Origin of the sequence: Nocardia amamiensis NBRC 102102, assembly GCF_001612745.1 — a bacterium.
Lineage (GTDB): Bacteria > Actinomycetota > Actinomycetes > Mycobacteriales > Mycobacteriaceae > Nocardia > Nocardia amamiensis.
Genome location: NZ_BDBA01000061.1, coordinates 35,146 through 54,187 on the forward strand (window position 1 = coordinate 35,146; position 19,042 = coordinate 54,187).

The following is a 19,042-nucleotide window of genomic DNA, read 5'->3' on the forward strand; positions in this document are numbered from 1 at the left end:
CACCGAAGCCGGTCAGGGAGCCAGCGCTTGCAGCAGTGAGTCCTGCATCCAGGTCAGCCAGTGGTACACGTCCAGGTGCGGAGCGCGCGGATCTTCGGGCTCGAGATGGTCGGGCGTGTCGGCGTCGATGTTCAGCACCGTGCCGAGCGCAAGGCGCACGTCGGTGAGCGCGGTCAGCCACGCGTCGGCCTGCTCCGGGGTGATCACGATCTTGCCGCCCGCGCTCGGCACGGTATCCAGCACCACCGAGCCAGCGGCCAGCTTGGCATCGATGATGTCGGGCTCGTGCAGGCCACGCAGCGCGCTGTTGAGACCGGCGCGCTCGGCGTCCGGCGAGCCGGGCTCGCTGCGGTGGAAGTCCGGGAGGAGCCTGCGCAGCCGCGGGTCGTCGGGCGGGACGGTGTTGCCGGATCGTAATCCGGTCAGCGCGGCCAGATCGTCATCGGGGGCGGACGCGGCGCGTTCGGTGAGCAGCCCGGAGACCGCTCCCACCAGTGACCGAAGCACGTTGGCCTCGCGTGCGTCCATTTCGGAACGCAGTTTGAGACCGCTCAGCGAGTTCTTCCTGCTCCACTTACGCACGGCGTCAGGGTAGCGTTCTGGTCAGTCGTCCCGCTGCATGGTGGCCCAGAGGCCCGCGGCGTGTAGCCGCTGGACATCATGTTCCATCTTGTCCCGGGAACCGGACGAGACCACCGCCTTGCCCTCGTTGTGGACCTTCAACATCAGCTCGGTCGCCTTCGCTTTGCTGTAGCCGAACAGCTTCTGGAAGATGTAGGTGACGTAATGCATGAGATTGACCGGATCGTCCCAGACCACGGTCACCCAGGGGCGGTCCTCCGCCTCCAGGATCTCGGTGTATTCGACCGCCTCTGGCGTCGCCTGTGCCGCGGAAACTGTCGCGTTCGCGGCGCCCATGACGACGTCACCCCGGACTATGTTGCACAAGGCCATAACGTCAAGGGTACGACTCGACTCCCGATAAACAAGCCCACGCAGCCCCGATTCGCGCTTTCCCGGTTCACCGGCACGATGCCCGCCGCTGCGGCCCGGCCGCCATGTCTACAGTGACTGCGTGGACCTGCGTGACGGCACCGCGAGCACGGCGCTGCTGACCGACCAGTACGAACTGACCATGCTCGCCGCGGCGCTCGCCGACGGTTCGGCGCAGCGGCAGTGCACCTTCGAGGTGTTCGCCAGACGTTTGCCCAATGGTCGTCGCTACGGCGTGGTCGGTGGCACCGGCAGGCTGCTCGAGGCACTGCGGCGGTTCCGCTTCGATGACGCGGAACTCGCCGTCATCGCGCCGTTCTCGGATCGGCAAACCCTCGACTGGCTGCGCGACTATCGATTCACCGGCGACATCGACGGCTACGCCGAAGGAGAGCTCTATTTCCCCGGCTCCCCGATCCTCTCGGTGCGCGGCAGCTTCGCCGAATGCGTGCTGCTGGAGACGCTGGTCCTGTCGATTCTCAACCACGACAGCGCGATCGCGTCGGCGGCAGCGCGCATGGTGAGCGCCGCCGGTGGGCGCCGGATGATCGAGATGGGCTCGCGGCGCGCCCACGAACATGCCGCCCCCGACAGTTCCCGCGCGGCGTATCTGGCCGGTTTCGACGCCACCTCCAATCTGGAGGCGGTGCGCCGCTACGGTATTCCGGGCGCGGGCACCAGCGCGCACGCGTTCGTCCTGCTGCACAGCGGTCCCGACGGGGCGCACGAGGCCGAAGCGTTCCGCAGCCAGCTGCGGACACTCGGGATCGGGACGACGCTGCTGGTGGACACCTTCGACATCACCAAGGGCGTGGCGACCGCCATCGAGGTGGCAGGCACCGAACTGGGCGGGGTCCGGATCGACTCCGGCGATCTCGGCGTGCTGGCCCGCCAGGTGCGCGACCAACTCGACGCGCTCGGCGCGACCAAGACCCGCATTGTGGTCTCCGGCGATCTCGACGAGTACGCCATCGCCGCGTTGCGCGCCGAACCGGTCGACGTCTACGGCGTCGGCACGGCGCTGGTCACCGGGTCGGGCGCGCCGACAGCGGGAATGGTCTACAAGCTGGTCGAGGTGGACGGGTTGCCGGTGGCCAAACGCAGCAGTCACAAACAGTCGCGCGGCGGCACGAAGAAGGCGGTCCGCTTGGCCCGCGACACCGGCACGATCGTCGAGGAGATCGTCTACCCGGCGGGCGGACCGGTACCGCCGTCGAACGGCTTCCAAGCCCGTGATCTGCTCGTCCCGCTGGTCCGCGGAGGTGAGCCGGTGGAAGACCTGCCCACGCTGTCCGACAGCCGCGACCTGGTCGCCCGCGGGCTGATCAGCCTGCCGTGGGAGGGCCTCAAGTTGTCCTCGGGCGAACCGGCGATCGTAACCACCTTCGCCTGAGGTCAGCGCCTGCGCTCGGCGACGTGGTGCACCAGATGGCGGCGTTTACATCGCGTCCACCGGAATTTCCCGCGCGTCGAGTTAACCGGTGGTCCGGCCTGGCGGCAGAATCTCGGTAGGTCACCAGTCACACCGCGGGAGGTCACCGTGACCCGAGCACTGATCATCGTCGACGTCCAGAACGATTTCTGCGAGGGCGGATCGCTCGCGGTCACCGGCGGCGCCGCGGTGGCCGCCCGGATCAGCGAGCATCTCGCGGCGACGCACTACAGCGTGGTGGTCGCGACCCGCGACTACCACATCGATCCCGGCGCGCACTTCTCCGACGAGCCCGACTACGTGGACAGCTGGCCGCCGCACTGCCGGGTCGGCACGCCCGGCGCCGACTTCCACCCCGCCCTGACCATCGACCCGATCCACCAGATCTTCTCCAAGGGCGCCTACACCGCGGCCTACTCCGGTTTCGAGGGCACGACCGACGACGGCACCGGACTGGCCGACTGGCTGCACGACCGCGGCGTGGACGCCGTCGACGTGGTCGGCATCGCCACCGATCACTGTGTGCGCGCCACCGCGCTGGACGCGCGCATCGAGGGTTTCGACACCCGCGTCCTGCTCGATCTCACCGCCGGGGTGGCATCGGACACCGTGACCGCCGCGCTGGACCGCATGCGCGGGGCGGGCGTCGATCTCGAAGGAAGCATCAGCCGGTAGACCGCCCGGTCTCGCCGACCGGCCCGTCCTGTCGGAGGCACCGAGTAGGCTGCTCGCGTGTCCGAACTTCCGCCCGTCTCCGACCTTTTGGCCACCGCCGTGCAGGCGCTCGGCGGGAAGGAACGCGCCGGGCAGGTGACCATGGCCGCGGCGGTCGACCACGCGATCGATACCAAGGAGCACCTCGCGGTGCAGGCGGGCACGGGTACCGGCAAGTCGCTGGCGTATCTGGTGCCGAGCCTGCACCACGCGGTGCGCACCGGTCGCACCGTGGTGGTCTCCACAGCGACGATCGCGTTGCAGCGCCAACTGGTCGACCGGGATCTGCCGCGGCTGGCCGAGGCGTTGCGCGGGCCGCTGGGCCGGACGCCGAAGTTCGCGATCCTCAAGGGACGCAACAACTATCTGTGCTTGAACAAGATCAACAGCGCCATCCCGGACGAGCCTGCCGAGGCGGAGCTGTTCGACGCGTTCGCGATCTCCCGCCTCGGCCGCGAGGTGCAGCGGCTCAACGACTGGGCCTCCGACACCGAGACCGGAGACCGCGACGAACTCGCCCCCGGGGTGAGCGACCGCGCCTGGCGACAGGTCAGTGTGTCGTCGCGGGAGTGCCTGGGCAAGTCGCGCTGCCCGTTCGGCCAGGATTGCTTCGCCGAGCGCGCCAGGACGGAATCGGCGCAGGCCGACGTGGTGGTGACCAATCACGCGCTGCTCGCGATCGATGCGATCAGCGGTATCCAGGTACTGCCCGAGCACGATGTCGTGGTCATCGATGAGGCGCACGAATTGGTCGATCGGGTCACCGGCGTGGCCACCGCCGAGCTCGCCCCTTCCGCGATCAGCGCCGCCGCGCGACGCTGCGCCAAACTGATCGACGAGCAGGAGGTGGACCGCCTGGAGGGCGCCGCCGATGCCTGGCACACCGTGCTGGACGAGCTGCCCGCCGCACGCTGGGACACCCTCCCCGACGGCGTCGCCCCGGTACTGGCCCTGATCCGGGACGCGGCCTGGAACGCGCGCACCGCCCTCGCGCCGCCGGGCGCCACCACCGCGCAGGGCGATCCGGAGAGCGCCGCGGCCCGCAATCTGGCGCTGGCCGCGATCGATGAGGTGCACGACAGCGCGGTCCGCGCGCTGACCGCGTTCGAGGAGCCCGATCCGGCCGCCCGGCGCGACGTCATCTGGTTGGCCGCCGACGAGGTCCGCGGCGTCGTGCGCCGTTCGTTGCGCATGGCCCCACTCTCGGTCGGCGGATTGTTGCGCAGCAGGCTCTTCGGCACCGCCACCGTGGTGCTGACCTCCGCCACGTTGCAGATCGGCGGCTCGTTCGACGGGCTCGCGATCACCTGGGGCCTGCCCGCGCAGTCGGGCAACCGCGTCGACCCGGCCACCGCGAACGGCGCGGAGGCGCCGTCGGACGCCGAGACCGTCCGCTGGAACTCGCTCGATGTCGGCTCTCCGTTCGACCACGCCAAGTCCGGCATCCTCTACGTCGCCAAGCACCTGCCCGCACCGGGACGCGACGGCTTGGCGCCCGCGTACCTGGACGAGATCGAGCGACTGATCACCGCGGCGGGCGGGCGCACCCTCGGCCTGTTCTCCTCGATGCGCGCGGCGCGCGCGGCCACCGACGCGTTGCGCGACCGGTTGCGGACACCGATCTTGTGCCAGGGCGAGGATGCCACGGGGGCGCTGGTCCGCAAGTTCGCCGACGACCCGGAGACCTCGCTGTTCGGCACGCTGTCGCTGTGGCAGGGTGTCGACGTGCCGGGCCCTTCGCTGAGCTTGGTGATCCTGGACCGCATCCCGTTCCCACGCCCGGACGATCCGCTGCTCACGGCCAGGCAGCGCGCCGTGGAGTCGCGGGGCGGCAACGGATTCATGACGGTGGCCGCCAACCATGCCGCGCTCCTGCTGGCGCAGGGCACCGGGCGCCTGCTGCGCAGCGTCGATGATCGCGGTGTGGTGGCCATCCTGGATTCCCGCCTCGCCACGGCTCGCTATGGCGGATATCTGCGCGCTTCACTGCCGCCCTATTGGGAGACCGCCGACCCCGACGTCGTGGTCAAAGCGCTAGGACGACTCGCCGCAGCAGCGGCGGTGTGATACCGCGCACACCCGCCGGTCTATATTTCCAGACGGAAGTAGATTGGTGTGCGGTACTTCGGTGACCCCCAATTCCCACACCGAACGTATCGATCGTCCCCGCGCCAAGCCCTGCACGCGGCGCGGGGACACCACCGAATCCTTTGTCCGGCGACGCGATCTCAGCCCCGCACGGCCACCGCATCGACTTCGAACAACATCCCGGGCAGCGCAAGCGCGGCCACTCCGGTCAGTGTCTGCGCAGGGGGTTTGTCCCCCCAGATCGCCGCGATCTTTTTGCCGAGCACGGCCAGCTTGTCCAGGTCGTGGTCGACGATATGCGTCCGCAATTGCGCGACGTCGGTGAAGCCCAATCCCACCGAGCGCAGCGCGATGCCGAGATTGGCGAACGCGTTGTCCACCTGAGCCGCGAAATCCGTACTGGTGGTGTGCCCTTCGGCGTCCGAGTCGTACTGCCCCGCGATGAACACCAACTCCCCGCGTGTGGTCGCCACATGGCTGTAGCCGAATCCGGTCGGGTCGTGCAGTTCGGCGGGGTTGCTGATCTCGATGGCCATGGTCATCTCCTTGCTCGGTTGTCTTCTGCTGCAACACCGAAACGACGATTCAGCAGGCCGCAGTGTGACATGACATCGGCCATAAACGACCGCGGCGCGGTGACCCGAGGTCACCGCGCCGCGATTCGGCAATGATTCACAGCACCCACTTCAGGATCAGCGTGAGGACGCCGGTCACGACCCCGAGGATCACCGCGGCCACACCCCACACGAATCCCTGACGCTCCCACGGACGTCCCGCATCCAGCGAGATCTTGCCGGCACCGGTGAAGGCCAGCCCGGCGGCCGCGGCCGCGAACAGCAATCCCATCTCATATCCCTTGCCGGTGAGCAGGCCGCCGCTCCAGGTGACGTTGATCGCGTTGATCATGGTGCCGAGCACGGCGGCAGCGGCCAGCGGGGTCAGCAGGCCGAGCAGGAGAAGCAGGCCGCCACCGAGTTCGGTCAGGCCCGCCAGCGTCCCGAAGATCTTGCCCGGGTTGTAGCCCATTTGCTCGAAGCCGTCGGCGTTGGCTCGCCAGCCCGGGCCGCCCCACCAGCCGAAGAGCTTCTGCGCGCCGTGCGCGGCGAGCAAGCCGCCGAAGACGACGCGCACGATCAGCAAGCCGATGTCGGTGGAGATCGCGTCCAACTGGGTGTTTCCGCTGCTGCGTTCGAGTACGGATTTGATGGTCATGCTGGTCCTCATCCCTGCAAGTCGTTCCGGCGGACATGGTGCCCCGGCTAAACAAACCGGACTGCGGTCCGATTGTCGCACGAAGGGCTCAACTGCCCAACCCACTCCGCTTATTCCACGGTCCGGTGAGTGGGATGGTTCAGCGCGAAAGCGAGCGAGAGGTTACTCCGCGAGGATTAGGTAAACCACATCATCGCATCGTCGTCGCGAAGAACGCGTTGAGCCGTTGCCGTGGAGTGTGCATATGTTGCAAGCTCGTCGGCAGTCGCGTGATTGCTCACGCGGCGTTGCCCTCGTGGGGCTTCCCGTGGCGGTACCCGCTGCCAGCAGAGCTGGTCTTACATGGGTTTCCAGCGGGCTCGTTTACAGTCGCCCCGCAACTCGGGGAGGACCCACCGCCGGTCACCGTTGCCGCGATAGCGGCGAGGTTGCGGGCGGCGTTGATGTCGCGATCAGCGGTGTGACCGCACATCTCACAACCGAATACACGATCAGACAGGCGCAGTTTGGCTTTCACCACGCCACAACAGTTGCAGGTTCTCGAACTCGGGAACCAGCGGTCAGCGACCACGAGTCGGCCACCGCGCCACCTGGTCTTGTAGTCCAGTTGCCGACGCAGTTCACCCCACCCGGCCCCGGCGATACGCCGGGCCAGCCGCCGGTTACGCAGCATGCCGGTGACGTTAAGGTCTTCGATCACGATTGTGCCGAACCGGTCGGCCAGCGCAGTGGTGAGCTGGTGTAGTCCGTCGACCCGCGCGTTCGCCACCCGCGCATGCAATCGCGCGATCTTTGTGGTCGTGCGCTGCCAGCGCTTCGATGGGGTCGCACCGCTCCGCTTGTCCGGTCCGCAGCGGCGCGCGGCCCGGCGCTGCAACCGTCTCAGCTGCTTTTGGGCGTGTTCGAGATGGTCGGCGTTGGCCACCATCCCGTGCTCGTCGGAGACGCCGGTAACAGGACGCGACAGCACGGCCAGCCGCATCACGCCGAGGTCCACCCCGACCACTGTGTCCGGCAGCTGCGGTGCGCGGTGAGTGCGGGCAACTTCGACCGAGAACGACACGAACCAACGGCCCCGGCTGGACGTGACGGTGGCCGACCGGATCCGCGCGGTCCCCGCCTCGATCCGGCGGGCCAGTTTGCGGGTCGACTCGTGGGTACGCACCATCCCGATCCGTGGCAGCCGCAGATGCCGCCGGTCGGTGCCGGGCGCGAGCCCGAACGCGCCAGTGGTGAACCGGCACGACAACAGCGCCTTCCCCGACTTGAAGCGCGGAAACCGCACTCGCCGGTAGCTGCGATCTCCGGAACGCGATGCCGTCCAATTCGACAGCGCGGCGGCCAGATTCGCCAGCCCCGACGAGTACGCCTCCTTGCTGTTGTCCCGCCACCATGGCGCCACATCGTCCTTGACCTGGTTCCACATCTTGCGCAGCCCGTACGCTGACCACCCGACCAATGGAGTCAGATCATCGTCTGCGATGCCGCAAGAGCGTTCCGCATTCCGTTGGTCGAGGTTCGCTTTGATTGTGCGCAGGCCCCAGTTGTAGACAAACCGTTGCGCGCCGCAATGCGACCGCAGCGCGTCCACCTGACCGGACGTCGGGTCGAGCGCGAAGCGGTACGCCTGCACCACCCGCCCATTCGGTACACCGCTCCTGGTCACACCCGGCATCATGACACCCGCCACCGACAACAACACCGGCCTGGCACGCTGTCGCAGGTCATGACCAGCGCCACGCCCACTACGCGCTCGGCGCGGACACCAAGCCGAACTCCGCGTCGGAGGCCAGCAGGTCGTTGTGCGGCAGAACGCGCACGGTGTAGCCGACCGCGCCGGACAGCGGTACCGGGGTGTCGACAGTGAACAGCTCCACGCCGGAATCGGACCCGCTGTGCGTCATCGGGACCGTCGTGATGTCGGAGAGGTCGTCGGTCGCGGACACCCGTCCGAGCACCGCCTGGACCACCACGTCCGAGACGCTCAACCCGCCGAGCTCGACACGCGCGGTCAGCGACAGCCGCGCCCCGATGACCGGCGTGTCCGGTAGTCCCGCGCTGTCCACCTGGATCACCTTGACCGACGGCCACGCCGACTCCACCCGGTGGCGGTACTCCGCGATCGCGCGCGCGACGGCGAAATCGTCGGCCGTCGCCCGCTGATATGCCGCGGCGGCAGGGGCGTAGTACTGCACCGCGTAGTCGCGGACCATCCGCGAGGCCAGCACGTTCGGTCCCAAGGTCTGCAAGGTGTGCCGGACCATCTCGACCCAGCGGACCGGCATGTCCGACGCGTCGCGATCGTAGAAGCGCGGCGCGACGGTGCCCTCGAACAGGTCGTAGAGCGCGGCGGCCTCCAGGTCGTCGCGGCGTTGCTCGTCGCGGACGCCGTCCGCGGTGGGGATGGCCCAGCCGTTGTCGCCGTCGAACATCTCGTCCCACCAGCCGTCCCGGATGGACAGGTTGAGCCCGCCGTTCAGCGCGGACTTCATGCCGGAGGTGCCGCACGCCTCCAGCGGGCGCAGCGGGTTGTTCAGCCAGACGTCGCAACCCCAGTACAGGAAGCGAGCCATCGACATGTCGTAGTCGGGCAGGAAGACGATCCGGTGCCGCACTTCCGGATCGTCGGCGAAGCGCACCACCTGCTGGATGAGCGCCTTGCCGCCGTCGTCGGCGGGGTGGCTCTTGCCCGCGACCACCAACTGCATCGGACGGCGCGGGTCCAGCAGCAGGGCGCGCAATCGCTGCGGGTCGCGCAGCATCAGGGTGAGGCGCTTGTAGGTCGGCACCCGCCGCGCGAACCCGACGGTCAGTACGTTCGGATCGAAAACCCCGTTGACCCAGCCGAGTTCGGCCTCCGCCGCGCCGCGCTCCAGCCAGGACGCCCGCACTCGGCGGCGCACTTCCTCGACCAGGATGCCGCGCAGCGTGTTCCGCGTCGACCACAGCTCGGTGAGGTCGACATCGCGCAGGCGTTCCCAGCCGCGCGCCTCCTCGACCAGCTCCGCCCCGATGTGCTGACGGGCCTTGTCCACCCATTCCCGCGCGGCCCAGGTGGTGGCGTGCACGCCGTTGGTGACCGACCCGATCGGCACCTCCGCGGGGTCGAATCCGGGCCACAGCGAGGCGAACATGGATCGGCTGACCTCGCCGTGCAACTTCGAGACGCCGTTGGCGCGCTGCGCGAGCCGCAGCCCCATGTGGGCCATGTTGAACACGGAGGGGTCGGCTTCCCGTCCGAGCGCCACGATCCGGTCCACGGAAAGGCCGGGTAGCAGCGCGGATTCGGATTCGCCGTGCGCGCCGCCGAAGTAGCGGCGCACCATCGGCATCGGGAACCGATCGATGCCCGCCGGGACCGGAGTGTGCGTGGTGAACACCGTGCCCGCCCGCACTGCGGCCAGCGCGGCATCGAAATCCTTTCCGGCCGAGATGAATTCGCGGATGCGCTCGACACCGAGAAAACCCGCGTGGCCTTCGTTCATGTGGAACACGTCGGGATCAGGCAGCCCTTCCACGGCCGTGTAGGCGCGGACCGCGCGGACGCCGCCGATGCCGGCCAGGATCTCCTGCCGGATCCGATGTTCCTGGTCGCCGCCGTAGAGGCGGTCGGTGACCGCGCGCAGTTCCGGATCGTTCTCGGCGATGTCCGAGTCGAGCAGCAGCAGTGGAATCCGGCCGACCTGCGCGATCCACACCCGCGCACGCAGCACCCTGCCCTCGGGCATGGCCACATGAATGAGCACCGGCGAACCACCCGAGGTGAGCGCGCGCAGCGGAAGACCCTGCGGGTCCAGCGCCGGATAGTGCTCGGCCTGCCAGCCGTCCGCGGACAACGACTGCCGGAAGTACCCCGAGCGGTACAGCAGTCCCACGCCGATCAGCGGCAGTCCCAGATCGGACGCGGCTTTCAGGTGATCGCCGGCCAGGATGCCCAGCCCACCCGAGTAGTTCGGCAGCACCTCGGTAACGCCGAACTCCATCGAGAAGTACGCGATGCCGCGCACCCCCTCCTCCCCCGCCCGACGCTGGAACCAACCCGGCGCCGCCAGGTAATCGCGCAAGTCCGCGGCCGCGGCGTCCACGCGCGCCGCATAATCCGGATCGGCGGCCAGCTCGTCCAACCGCACCGCGGGCACCTCGCCCAGCATCCGAACCGGATCATGCCCCATCTCCTGCCACCGCCGCGGATCCAACGCGGCGAACAGGTCCTGCGTCGGCGGATGCCACGACCAGCGCAGATTGGTGGCGAGCTCACCCAGGGCCGCCAAACGCTCGGGCAGATGGGCACGGACGGTGAAACGACGCAATGCCTTCATTGGGTAAAAACTACACGGGTCGGCGGTGCGCTGCTGCGTCCTGGCGTGATCTTCAGCGATGCTCTGACCTGGGGATACCCGGTCAAAGTGCTGCGCTGGTCAGGCCACATCCGGCGGTCGATCGTACGCCTCGATCGTGGCCTTCGAGGTCGAGGAGTCCTGCAACACCAGCTCCCACGGACCGGAGTTGATCTCGAAGCTCTTGCCGAACCCGATCCACTTGCCCGCCATGCGAGTCCCGGTCAGCTCGATCAACAATTGGATCGCGCCGTGGTAGTAGGCGCCGCGATAGTAGCCCTCCTGCGCCGTGTGCTCGTTCCATGTGCCCGTGGCAACGTGCCCGTCGACTGTCAGGTCCATCTCCATGGAGGACTGTGCGGAGTTCGGCAGGCTACGCACAGTCAGGCGGTTGTCGTGCTGTAGCACCACTACGTGGTGCACGGCCGTGAACGTCGCGTCTCGGCCGGACGAGTAGTACTCATAGCGCGACAGCCAGATCCCGGAGTAGTTGCCGGGAGTCCGCGGTCGTCGCGCGTTCGCGAACTGCTCCGTTTCCACCTGACCGATGGCCGAGTCGACCTCGGTCCCGTCCTCACCGCCGGACAGGCTTCGGCCTGCCATGACGGCGCCGAATCCCAACGATTCGATCGGGAGCCGCATGACTTTCTCGAGTGCTCGTGCGTGCGACGGCCGGGGGTTGGTGGTGAGGCCGGACTCCCAGCGCTGCACAAGGCGTTTGGTGGCGCTCGCGCACCCGGCCTCCCTGAGCGCTCTGGCTAGATCGTCCTGGCTCATCAGTCGCGCGTTCCTGGCCGCGCGTAGTGCCGTATTCGGAGTGGTGGGCATGACGTCACGGTAGCCCTTTGACGCCTAAATGTCGCCCTGAATAGCTATGGATTGACGCCGATTCCGCCATCGCGCGGACACGATCCGGAGGACGACTCTGAATGTGGCCCCGGCGCCGGGTTGAGCCGCCCCCGGCGCCGGGTGCTCACCAACCACACCAACATAGCGCCAGGGGGATCCAGATGCCCGATGACCTTGTCACCACGCTGCTCATCATCGCGACGGTTCTTGCTCTGCTCTGGCTGATATTCGACGGCCTGCCCAGGTTTCTCGACCGCCGCGAAAAGGCAACCGGGCCTGTCCCTGACGGCGGACTAGTCGAATCACGCTGTCATCCCGCGCCGCTGGTGCCGTTCACCGTCGCGCAATCCCGGATCGTCATGCAGAAGCTGATTCGCTGCGACGCCGAGCATTGCGACGCCAAGGCCGCGGCGTTCCGGGTGCTCGTGGAGGCTGGGCTCGTGAAGCCCGCACGGGCGCTCCGATGAGAGGAGCGTCATCTCCGATCCGCGCTACCGGGAATTCCTTCCGTAGGCGTCGCATCGACGCAGTGCTCCATTGGGCACACCGGAGCGAGCGGAGCTCCGCTGAGGTTCATCGTCGAATGACTTCTGACCTGCATATTCCGGCCGATGCCGGGTCGTCGGCGCGGCCACCGAGAGCCGGATAGGCATCTCTACCGTCACGGAACGGACACGTGACGCTCACCGGCGGGTTCGCCGCAAACTCCGCCGCCCGGACGTCCCGGGGATCGTCGCGAACGACACATCCCGCTACCCGATCGAGACCCACGCTCGGTTGTGAACTGCGGAGCGCGGGGCAAACCCAGAAGCTGTGCGGACCATCCGGCCGCATCAACCGAATCAGTCCGGGAGTGATCAAGATGTGGACGACAGCACACCCGTATCGCGCCCGCAAACGCCACTTGTCGCGGGCTGGAGTAGGCATCACGGGGATCGGAGCCATCGCGACCGCGCTCGTGCTCGTCGCACCGAACGCCGGGGCGGCAGTCACCTCGGTCAGCGCGGCCCAAGGAATGAGCTTCGGTTTCGCGAGTTACGGCACCAACTGCGAATACCGCGTGACGGCCATGATGGACAGTGCTTCATCTTCCGACCCGGTCATGTTCACCGACAGCGCCGGCGGAACTTTCTCGCCGAATCCCGCGCAGGTGAGCGGCAACCAGGCCACCACGGTCTGGACGCCCACCGCGACCGGACAACACACCATCTCCGCGAAACAAGGGACCGCCACGACACCGGGGACCTCCATGACGCAGGGAGCGGCCGCCGTAAGCACACCCGCGATGACGGTCGGCAACGGTATGAACCTCGGGATCGCGTGCCTGGTAATGCCGTAAGCGCCCAACAGCGGTGCGGCGCGAGCGAGCCGGATGCGGCCACCGTGCAGGACAGCCGCTCAGGCCGAGCAACGGGGACCGCACGCCCATCGGACACCCTGAACGGCTCGCTCACCTAGGCACTCTCCGCAGCACGACCGACGCGCGGCCACGTCGACCCCATCGTCAAACGGGCCGCAGCCACACCGCGCTGTTCGGCGCGAGAGTCACCGTGGCCGAGGCGGGTCGGTCGTGCCAACGTTCGTCGGTCGCCATTACCTCGCCGAGGTTGCCGATACCGGCGCCGCCGTAGTGCGCCGCGTCGGTGTTCAGCAGTTCGACCCAGCAGCCCGCATGCGGAAGGCCGACGCGGTAGGCCTCGTGCATCGATCCGGAGAAGTTGTAGACGCACGCGACGACCGAGCCGTCCGAGCCGTAGCGCAGGAACGCCAGCACGTTGTTGACCCGGTCGTTCGCCTCGATCCACGCGTAGCCGCCCGGCGTGGTGTCCTGACTCCAGAGGGCGGGGTAGGCGCGGTAGACCGCGTTCAGGTCCCGCACCAGCGCGGTGATGCCCTGGTGCAGGGGGTTGTCCAGTTCGTGCCAGTCCAGGCCGCGGTCGTGCGACCACTCGCGGAACTGGCCGAAGTCCTGCCCCATGAACAGCAATTGCTTGCCGGGATGCGCCCACATGTAGGCCAGCAGCGCCCGTACGCCACACGCCTTGGCGAAATCGTCACCCGGCATCCTGGTCCAGAGCGTGCCTTTGCCGTGCACCACTTCGTCGTGGCTGATCGGCAGCACGTAGTTCTCGCTCCAGGCGTACATCAGCGAGAAAGTCATCTCGTTGTGGTGCCAGCTGCGGTGCACCGGGTCGCGGCCGAGGAACCCCAGGGTGTCGTGCATCCAGCCCATGTTCCACTTCATCGTGAACCCGAGTCCGCCGACGTCGGTGCCGCGGGTGACGCCGGGCCAGGTGGTGGATTCCTCGGCGATGGTGACCACGCCGGGGTGGTTGCGGTGCACGGTGTCGTTGAGGTCTTGGAGGAAGTCGACGGCCTCCAGGTTCTCCCGGCCGCCGTGCACGTTGGGTTCCCAGTCGCCTTCCGCGCGGGAGTAATCCAGGTACAACATGGAGGCGACCGCGTCCACGCGCAGGCCGTCGATGTGGAATTCCTCGATCCAGTAGCGCGCGTTGGCGACCAGGAAGTTACGTACCTCCGGTCTGCCGAAGTCGAAGACGTAGGTGCCCCAGTCGAGTTGCTCGCCGCGGCGCGGGTCGGCGTGTTCGTAGAGCGGGGTGCCGTCGAAACGGGCCAGCGCCCATTCGTCGCGGGGAAAGTGAGCGGGGACCCAGTCCAGCAGTACTCCGATGTCCGCGGCGTGCATGCGGTCGACGAACGCGCGGAAGTCGTCGGGGGAACCGAAGCGCGCCGTCGGCGCATAGTAGGAGGTGACCTGGTACCCCCACGATCCGCCGAACGGATGCTCGGCGACCGGAAGCAATTCGATGTGGGTATATCCGGCCGCCTGCACGTATTCGGCCAGCTGGTCGGCCATTTCCCGATAGCCGAGGCCGGGACGCCACGAGCCGAGATGCACCTCGTAGACGCTCATCGGCGCTCGGGTCGGGTCGGTGGCCGCGCGCCGCTCGAGCCAGGCGTGGTCGTTCCACCCGTAATGGCTTTCGGTGACCACCGAAGCTGTGGCAGGGGGTTGTTCGGTGGCGAACGCCAGCGGGTCGGCGTGATCGACGGTGCGTCCGTCGGCGCCGTGCACCCGGTATTTGTACTTGCTGCCCGGTCCGACACCCGGGACGAAGACCTCCCAGATACCGGACGAGCCCAGCGAGCGCATCGGCGCGGTACTACCGCTCCAGCCGTCGAAATCCCCGATCACGGTGACGCCGCGCGCGTTCGGCGCCCACACCGCGAACGACGTGCCATCGACTTCCCCGTCCAGGGTGGTGTACCGGCGCGGATGCGCGCCGAGCACTTCCCACAGACGCTCATGGCGGCCCTCGCCGATCAGATGCAGGTCGAGGTCGCCGAGCGTGGGAAGGAAGCGGTAACCGTCGGCGCTGATGATCGTCTGACCACCGGGATAGGTGGTCACGACGCGATAGTCCATGAGCTCGGGATGCGGCACCACTGCGGCGAACACGCCGTGGCCAACGGATTTCAGCGCATGGTCGACGCCACCCACTCGCACCGACACCGTTTCCGCGTGCGGGCGCAGTACCCGCACGGCCGTGCCGTCGGGATGGGGGTGCGCGCCGAGCACGGTGTGCGGGTCGGCGTGCGTGCCCGCCGCGAGCAGCATGAGGTCCCGTCGCCTCATCGCAGCGTCCTGCGGTAGGCCAGCTCGGCGCGTGCCTGCTGGGATACCGGCGGCAACGTGATGATGTGCGCGACCGCGTTGGCGGGGTCCAATCGCACGTAATTGGTCTGGGCCCAGTGATATTCCTCGCCGCTGACCTCGTCGTACACCACCGGGTGGTCGTGCCACTCACGTCCGATCGCGGGCAGGTCGAGCGAGAGCATGCCCCACTCCGCGCCGAACGGGTTCAGGTTCACCACGACCAGCACGGCGTCGCCGCTGGCCGGGTCGATCTTGGAGAAGGCGAGCAGCGCGTCGTTGTCCACGTGATGGAAGTGCAGGCAGCGCAACTGTTGCAGGGCCGGGTGCGCGCGACGGATCTCGTTGAGCCGGGTGAGCCACGGCTCCAACGATTCCCCGCGAGCCAGCGCCTCGGCGAACGGGCGCGGACGCAGCTCATACTTTTCCGAGTCCAGGTACTCCTCGCTCCCCGGACGCACCGCCTGGTGCTCGAACAGCTCGAAACCCGAATACACCCCCCAGGTGGGTGCGAGGGTGGCAGCCAGCACCGCACGGATGGCGAACATGCCCGGCCCGCCGTGCTGCAGGCTCTCGTGCAGGATGTCCGGAGTGTTCACGAACAGGTTCGGGCGGGCTTCGTCGGCCTTCGCGGCCAGCTCGTTGCCGAACTCGGTCAGCTCCCACTTCGCCACCCGCCAGGTGAAATACGTGTAGGACTGGCTGAATCCGCGCCGCGCCAGCCCGTAGAGGCGGGCGGGGCGGGTGAACGCCTCGGACAGGAAGATCACGTCCGGGTCGGTGCGGCGTACGTTCGCGATCAGCCATTCCCAGAAGTCGGCGGGCTTGGTGTGCGGGTTGTCGACGCGGAAGATCTTGACGCCCGAGTCGATCCAGTGCCGTACCACGCGCAGCACCTCGGCGTAGAGGCCATCGGGGTCGATATCGAAGTTGACCGGGTAGATGTCCTGGTACTTCTTCGGCGGGTTCTCGGCGTAGGCGATGCTGCCGTCGGGCAGGGTGGTGAACCATGCCGGATGGGCCCGCACCCACGGATGGTCGGGCGCGCATTGCAGTGCGAGATCGAGCGCGACCTCCAGGCCGTGCCGGTGCGCCGCCGCGACGAACGCGGCGAAATCGGCCTCCGTGCCCAACCCGGGGTGCACAGCATCATGACCGCCGTGCTCGGAACCGATCGCCCACGGCGAGCCGACATCACCCGGCTCCGCGGTGAGCGCGTTGTTGCGGCCTTTGCGGTTCACCTCACCGATCGGGTGGATCGGCGGCAGGTACACCACGTCGAAGCCCATACCGGCGATACGCGGGAGTTGTTCGGCCGCGGTCGCGAAGGTGCCGTGGACCGGCTTGCCGGTGGCGTCGCGACCGCCGGTCGAGCGTGGGAAGAATTCGTACCACGAGCCGTAGAGCGCGCGGTGCCGCTCGACGTGGACTGTGTGCTGGGGACCGCGGGTGACCAGGTCGCGCAGCGGCGTGGCGCGCAGAATGTCGGCGACTTCCTCGGTGAAGGCAGGGGCCACCCGCGCGGGTAGCTGCTCGGCGCTGCGCAGCGCCGCCGCGACCGCGCGCAGGTGCTCGAACTGCTTCTTCGGAACGGCCTGCGCGGCGCGATCGAACAGCCGGGCACCCAGCTCGAGGTCGTTGTCCAAGTCGGCGGCGCTCTGCCCGACGGCCAGCTTCGCCTCGATCGCCGACCGCCAGGTGGCGATGGGGTCGCTCCACCCTTCGATGCGGTAAGTCCACGTGCCCGCGGCGTTCGGGGTGAACGTGGCATTGAACACGTCGGGTTCGTAGTCCGGCGTCATGCGGACACGGGTTGGCCGCGACGCGCCGGGACCTTTCACGACCAGCGTGGCGGCGACAGCGTCGTGGCCTTCTCGCCACACCACGGTGCGTACCGGGAATACCTCGCCGACCACGGCCTTGGCAGGCCGACCGCCTGCGATGGACGGGGCAGTGTCATCGATAGCGATGCGGCCGGTCACGGGACCAACCTACCGGTACACCACGCCGAGGACCGGGTCAGCGGGCATTCCGGAGCGCATTCGGGACGTGGTCGCGATACACGCGAGCGGCGCGGTCCGATCGGTTGCGGCCGTGGCCACGTGATCGGATCGTGGCGAGAGGCGTTCGACCCTGATCGGTGCTGAAAGGAGCGCGTGAGCGGGACTGGAATGCGCCGAAGCGGAGGCGCTCGGTCAGCGTGCGTCCTCGGCAAGCCCCGGCCGAAGGCGACCAAGACCGCGCCGAGCCGCACGTCCGGCTCCGCTGTATGCCCATCCGGCCCGCTTGGTCGAGGGGCGGTAACCCGCCGACGGGCGGGTGAGCTCGGTCAGCGTGCGTCAGCGGCCAGTCCGAGACCAAGGGCGACCAGGATCGCGGCGAGCGCGCGCTCGACCCGCTGCCGGATGCCGGTCCGGCGCAGCCAGGCGCCCGCGCGGTCGGCGGCCAAGACCACCCCGACGCACCAGGCTGTGTCGATCACCAACTGGATGAGCGCCAGGATTAGCACGGTCGGGAGCACCGGCCCGCTGGTGGGAAGGAACTGCGGCAGGATCGTCAGACCGAAGACGGCCGCCTTGGGGTTCGCCGCGATCGAGAGCAACGACGCGCGGAAGGCGGAGCCGGGCGCGCGGCCCGGCGGGAGCAACTTCGTCATCGCGCTACCGAACTCGTCGCCGCCGCGCGCACCCCGCCACGCCTGCACGCCGAGCCAGATCAACACCAGCGCACCGACGATGTGCACCGCGGTATGCATCGCCCGATTCGCGACCAGGAGCACCGACAGACCGGCCCCGCCCGCGAGCGTCCAGCCGAGCACGCCGATTTCGTTCCCGGCCACGGCCGCCAAGCCAGCGGTGCGTCCGTCCTGTACGGAGCGCTGCAGGAACAGCGCGGTCGCCGGTCCCGGCAGCGCCGCGAGAACCAGGCAGGCCAGCAGGAATTGGGGAAGAACGTGAACCCAGTGCGGCATCAGCCGATGGTCCCAGTTCCGCCCCGGCTCGGCCATTGGTTTCCGCGGCGATCTTCGCGGGCATCCAGAGAAGTCGCGGTCAGGCGGACCGCGGTCAACTCGGAAAGGTGCCGGCGCGCGGGCTCAGTACAGTGCGGCGGCGAGCTTACGGCGCGCGGACACGACGAACGGCTCGGCCTGGTCGAACAGCTCGAACAGTTCCAGCAGGCGCGTGCGCGCCTTCGTGCGCTCGTCGCCCGCCGTGCGCTTCACGACCTCGATCAGCCGGTCGAATGCCGCCTCCGGTCGCTGCTGGAACAGCTCCAGGTCGGCGGCGTCGATCGCGGCGTCGACATTCGACGGGTCGGCGTCCGCAGTCGCGATTGCCCCCTCCGGAAGCTCCTGCGCGCGGGCGAGGAACCGGAGCTGGCGCAGCGCGCCCTTGGCCTCCTCGTTCGTCGGCTCGGCGGCGAGGATGGCCTCGTAGGCCGCCTCCGCGCCGGCCAGGTCGCCCTGCTCCAGCGCGGCCTCGGCCGCCGCGAAACGCGGGTCCTCGGCGGGCTGCTGTGGCTGTCCACCGCCCTCCAGCTTGCCCGCCACCGCGTCTATCACCGCGTTCAGCCACTGCCGGACCTGCGGCTCCGGCTGCGCACCCTCGAAGTCGGCCAGCGGCTGACCGGCCGCGATCGCGATCACCGTGGGGATGCCCTGCACCCGCAGCGCCTGCGCGATGCGCATATTGGCCTCGGCCTCGACGGTGGCCAGGTCCCAGGCGCCGCCATCGGCGGGCA

16 protein-coding genes are annotated in these 19,042 nt (G+C 68.4%); 5 read left to right on the forward strand and 11 right to left on the reverse strand.

Annotated features, from left to right (window positions below):
• Window positions 1-12: 12 nt before the first annotated feature.
• The gene (gene aosR / locus NA4_RS14245; protein ID WP_067469939.1) at window positions 13-582 is read right to left on the reverse strand and encodes an oxidative stress transcriptional regulator AosR; all 570 of its coding nucleotides are present in this window, start codon (window positions 580-582) and stop codon (window positions 13-15) included.
• A 21-nt stretch (window positions 583-603) separates the two neighbouring features.
• Entirely contained in the window at window positions 604-954 is a 351-nt protein-coding gene (clpS, locus tag NA4_RS14250; protein ID WP_157129003.1) for an ATP-dependent Clp protease adapter ClpS, read from the reverse strand.
• 121 nt (window positions 955-1,075) lie between these two features.
• Between clpS and NA4_RS14255 the strand changes: the two genes are divergently transcribed.
• The 3 genes from NA4_RS14255 (at window position 1,076) to NA4_RS14265 (ending at window position 5,206) form a co-directional block, all read left to right on the forward strand.
• Window positions 1,076-2,386, forward strand: coding sequence for a nicotinate phosphoribosyltransferase (locus NA4_RS14255; protein WP_067469941.1), 1,311 nt, complete (start codon window positions 1,076-1,078; stop codon window positions 2,384-2,386).
• A gap of 147 nt (window positions 2,387-2,533) precedes the next feature.
• Window positions 2,534-3,100 (forward strand): isochorismatase family protein, encoded by a 567-nt coding sequence (locus NA4_RS14260; protein ID WP_067469944.1) that lies wholly within the window; start codon window positions 2,534-2,536, stop codon window positions 3,098-3,100.
• A 57-nt stretch (window positions 3,101-3,157) separates the two neighbouring features.
• Window positions 3,158-5,206, forward strand: coding sequence for an ATP-dependent DNA helicase (locus tag NA4_RS14265; RefSeq protein ID WP_067469947.1), 2,049 nt, complete (start codon window positions 3,158-3,160; stop codon window positions 5,204-5,206).
• A gap of 161 nt (window positions 5,207-5,367) precedes the next feature.
• Here the strand turns inward: NA4_RS14265 and NA4_RS14270 are convergent, their stop codons facing one another.
• The 5 genes from NA4_RS14270 to NA4_RS14290 all read right to left on the reverse strand — a co-directional run bounded on the left by NA4_RS14270 (window position 5,368) and on the right by NA4_RS14290 (window position 11,604).
• Window positions 5,368-5,763, reverse strand: a complete 396-nt coding sequence (locus NA4_RS14270; RefSeq protein ID WP_067469984.1) for a RidA family protein — start codon at window positions 5,761-5,763, stop codon at window positions 5,368-5,370.
• A 136-nt stretch (window positions 5,764-5,899) separates the two neighbouring features.
• Window positions 5,900-6,439, reverse strand: coding sequence for a DoxX family membrane protein (locus NA4_RS14275; RefSeq protein WP_084497082.1), 540 nt, complete (start codon window positions 6,437-6,439; stop codon window positions 5,900-5,902).
• A gap of 277 nt (window positions 6,440-6,716) precedes the next feature.
• The gene (gene tnpB / locus NA4_RS14280) at window positions 6,717-8,105 is read right to left on the reverse strand and encodes an IS607 family element RNA-guided endonuclease TnpB (protein WP_169811040.1); all 1,389 of its coding nucleotides are present in this window, start codon (window positions 8,103-8,105) and stop codon (window positions 6,717-6,719) included.
• Window positions 8,106-8,184: 79 nt separating this feature from the next.
• Window positions 8,185-10,758 (reverse strand): alpha-glucan family phosphorylase, encoded by a 2,574-nt coding sequence (glgP, locus tag NA4_RS14285; protein WP_067469953.1) that lies wholly within the window; start codon window positions 10,756-10,758, stop codon window positions 8,185-8,187.
• A gap of 99 nt (window positions 10,759-10,857) precedes the next feature.
• Window positions 10,858-11,604 (reverse strand): helix-turn-helix transcriptional regulator, encoded by a 747-nt coding sequence (locus NA4_RS14290; RefSeq protein ID WP_084497083.1) that lies wholly within the window; start codon window positions 11,602-11,604, stop codon window positions 10,858-10,860.
• Between the two features lie 182 nt (window positions 11,605-11,786).
• On the opposite strand from NA4_RS14290, the gene NA4_RS14295 reads away from it, so the two are divergent.
• Both NA4_RS14295 and NA4_RS14300 read left to right on the forward strand, forming a co-directional pair.
• Window positions 11,787-12,092: a hypothetical protein gene (locus tag NA4_RS14295; RefSeq protein WP_067469958.1), complete on the forward strand. Its 306-nt coding sequence runs from the start codon at window positions 11,787-11,789 to the stop codon at window positions 12,090-12,092.
• 395 nt (window positions 12,093-12,487) lie between these two features.
• The gene (locus NA4_RS14300; RefSeq protein ID WP_157129005.1) at window positions 12,488-12,964 is read left to right on the forward strand and encodes a hypothetical protein; all 477 of its coding nucleotides are present in this window, start codon (window positions 12,488-12,490) and stop codon (window positions 12,962-12,964) included.
• A 165-nt stretch (window positions 12,965-13,129) separates the two neighbouring features.
• Here the strand turns inward: NA4_RS14300 and glgB are convergent, their stop codons facing one another.
• From glgB to NA4_RS14320, 4 genes are all read right to left on the reverse strand, one after another.
• The gene (glgB, locus tag NA4_RS14305; RefSeq protein WP_067469962.1) at window positions 13,130-15,283 is read right to left on the reverse strand and encodes a 1,4-alpha-glucan branching protein GlgB; all 2,154 of its coding nucleotides are present in this window, start codon (window positions 15,281-15,283) and stop codon (window positions 13,130-13,132) included.
• Entirely contained in the window at window positions 15,280-17,283 is a 2,004-nt protein-coding gene (locus NA4_RS14310; protein ID WP_067469964.1) for an alpha-1,4-glucan--maltose-1-phosphate maltosyltransferase, read from the reverse strand. Before NA4_RS14310 ends, glgB begins: the two co-directional genes overlap by 4 nt.
• Window positions 17,284-17,630: 347 nt before the next feature.
• The gene (locus NA4_RS14315) at window positions 17,631-18,272 is read right to left on the reverse strand and encodes a LysE family translocator (protein WP_067469993.1); all 642 of its coding nucleotides are present in this window, start codon (window positions 18,270-18,272) and stop codon (window positions 17,631-17,633) included.
• A gap of 123 nt (window positions 18,273-18,395) precedes the next feature.
• Window positions 18,396-19,042, reverse strand: a 647-nt coding sequence (locus NA4_RS14320) for a tetratricopeptide repeat protein (RefSeq protein ID WP_067469966.1), incomplete at its 5' end; no start/stop codon positions are given.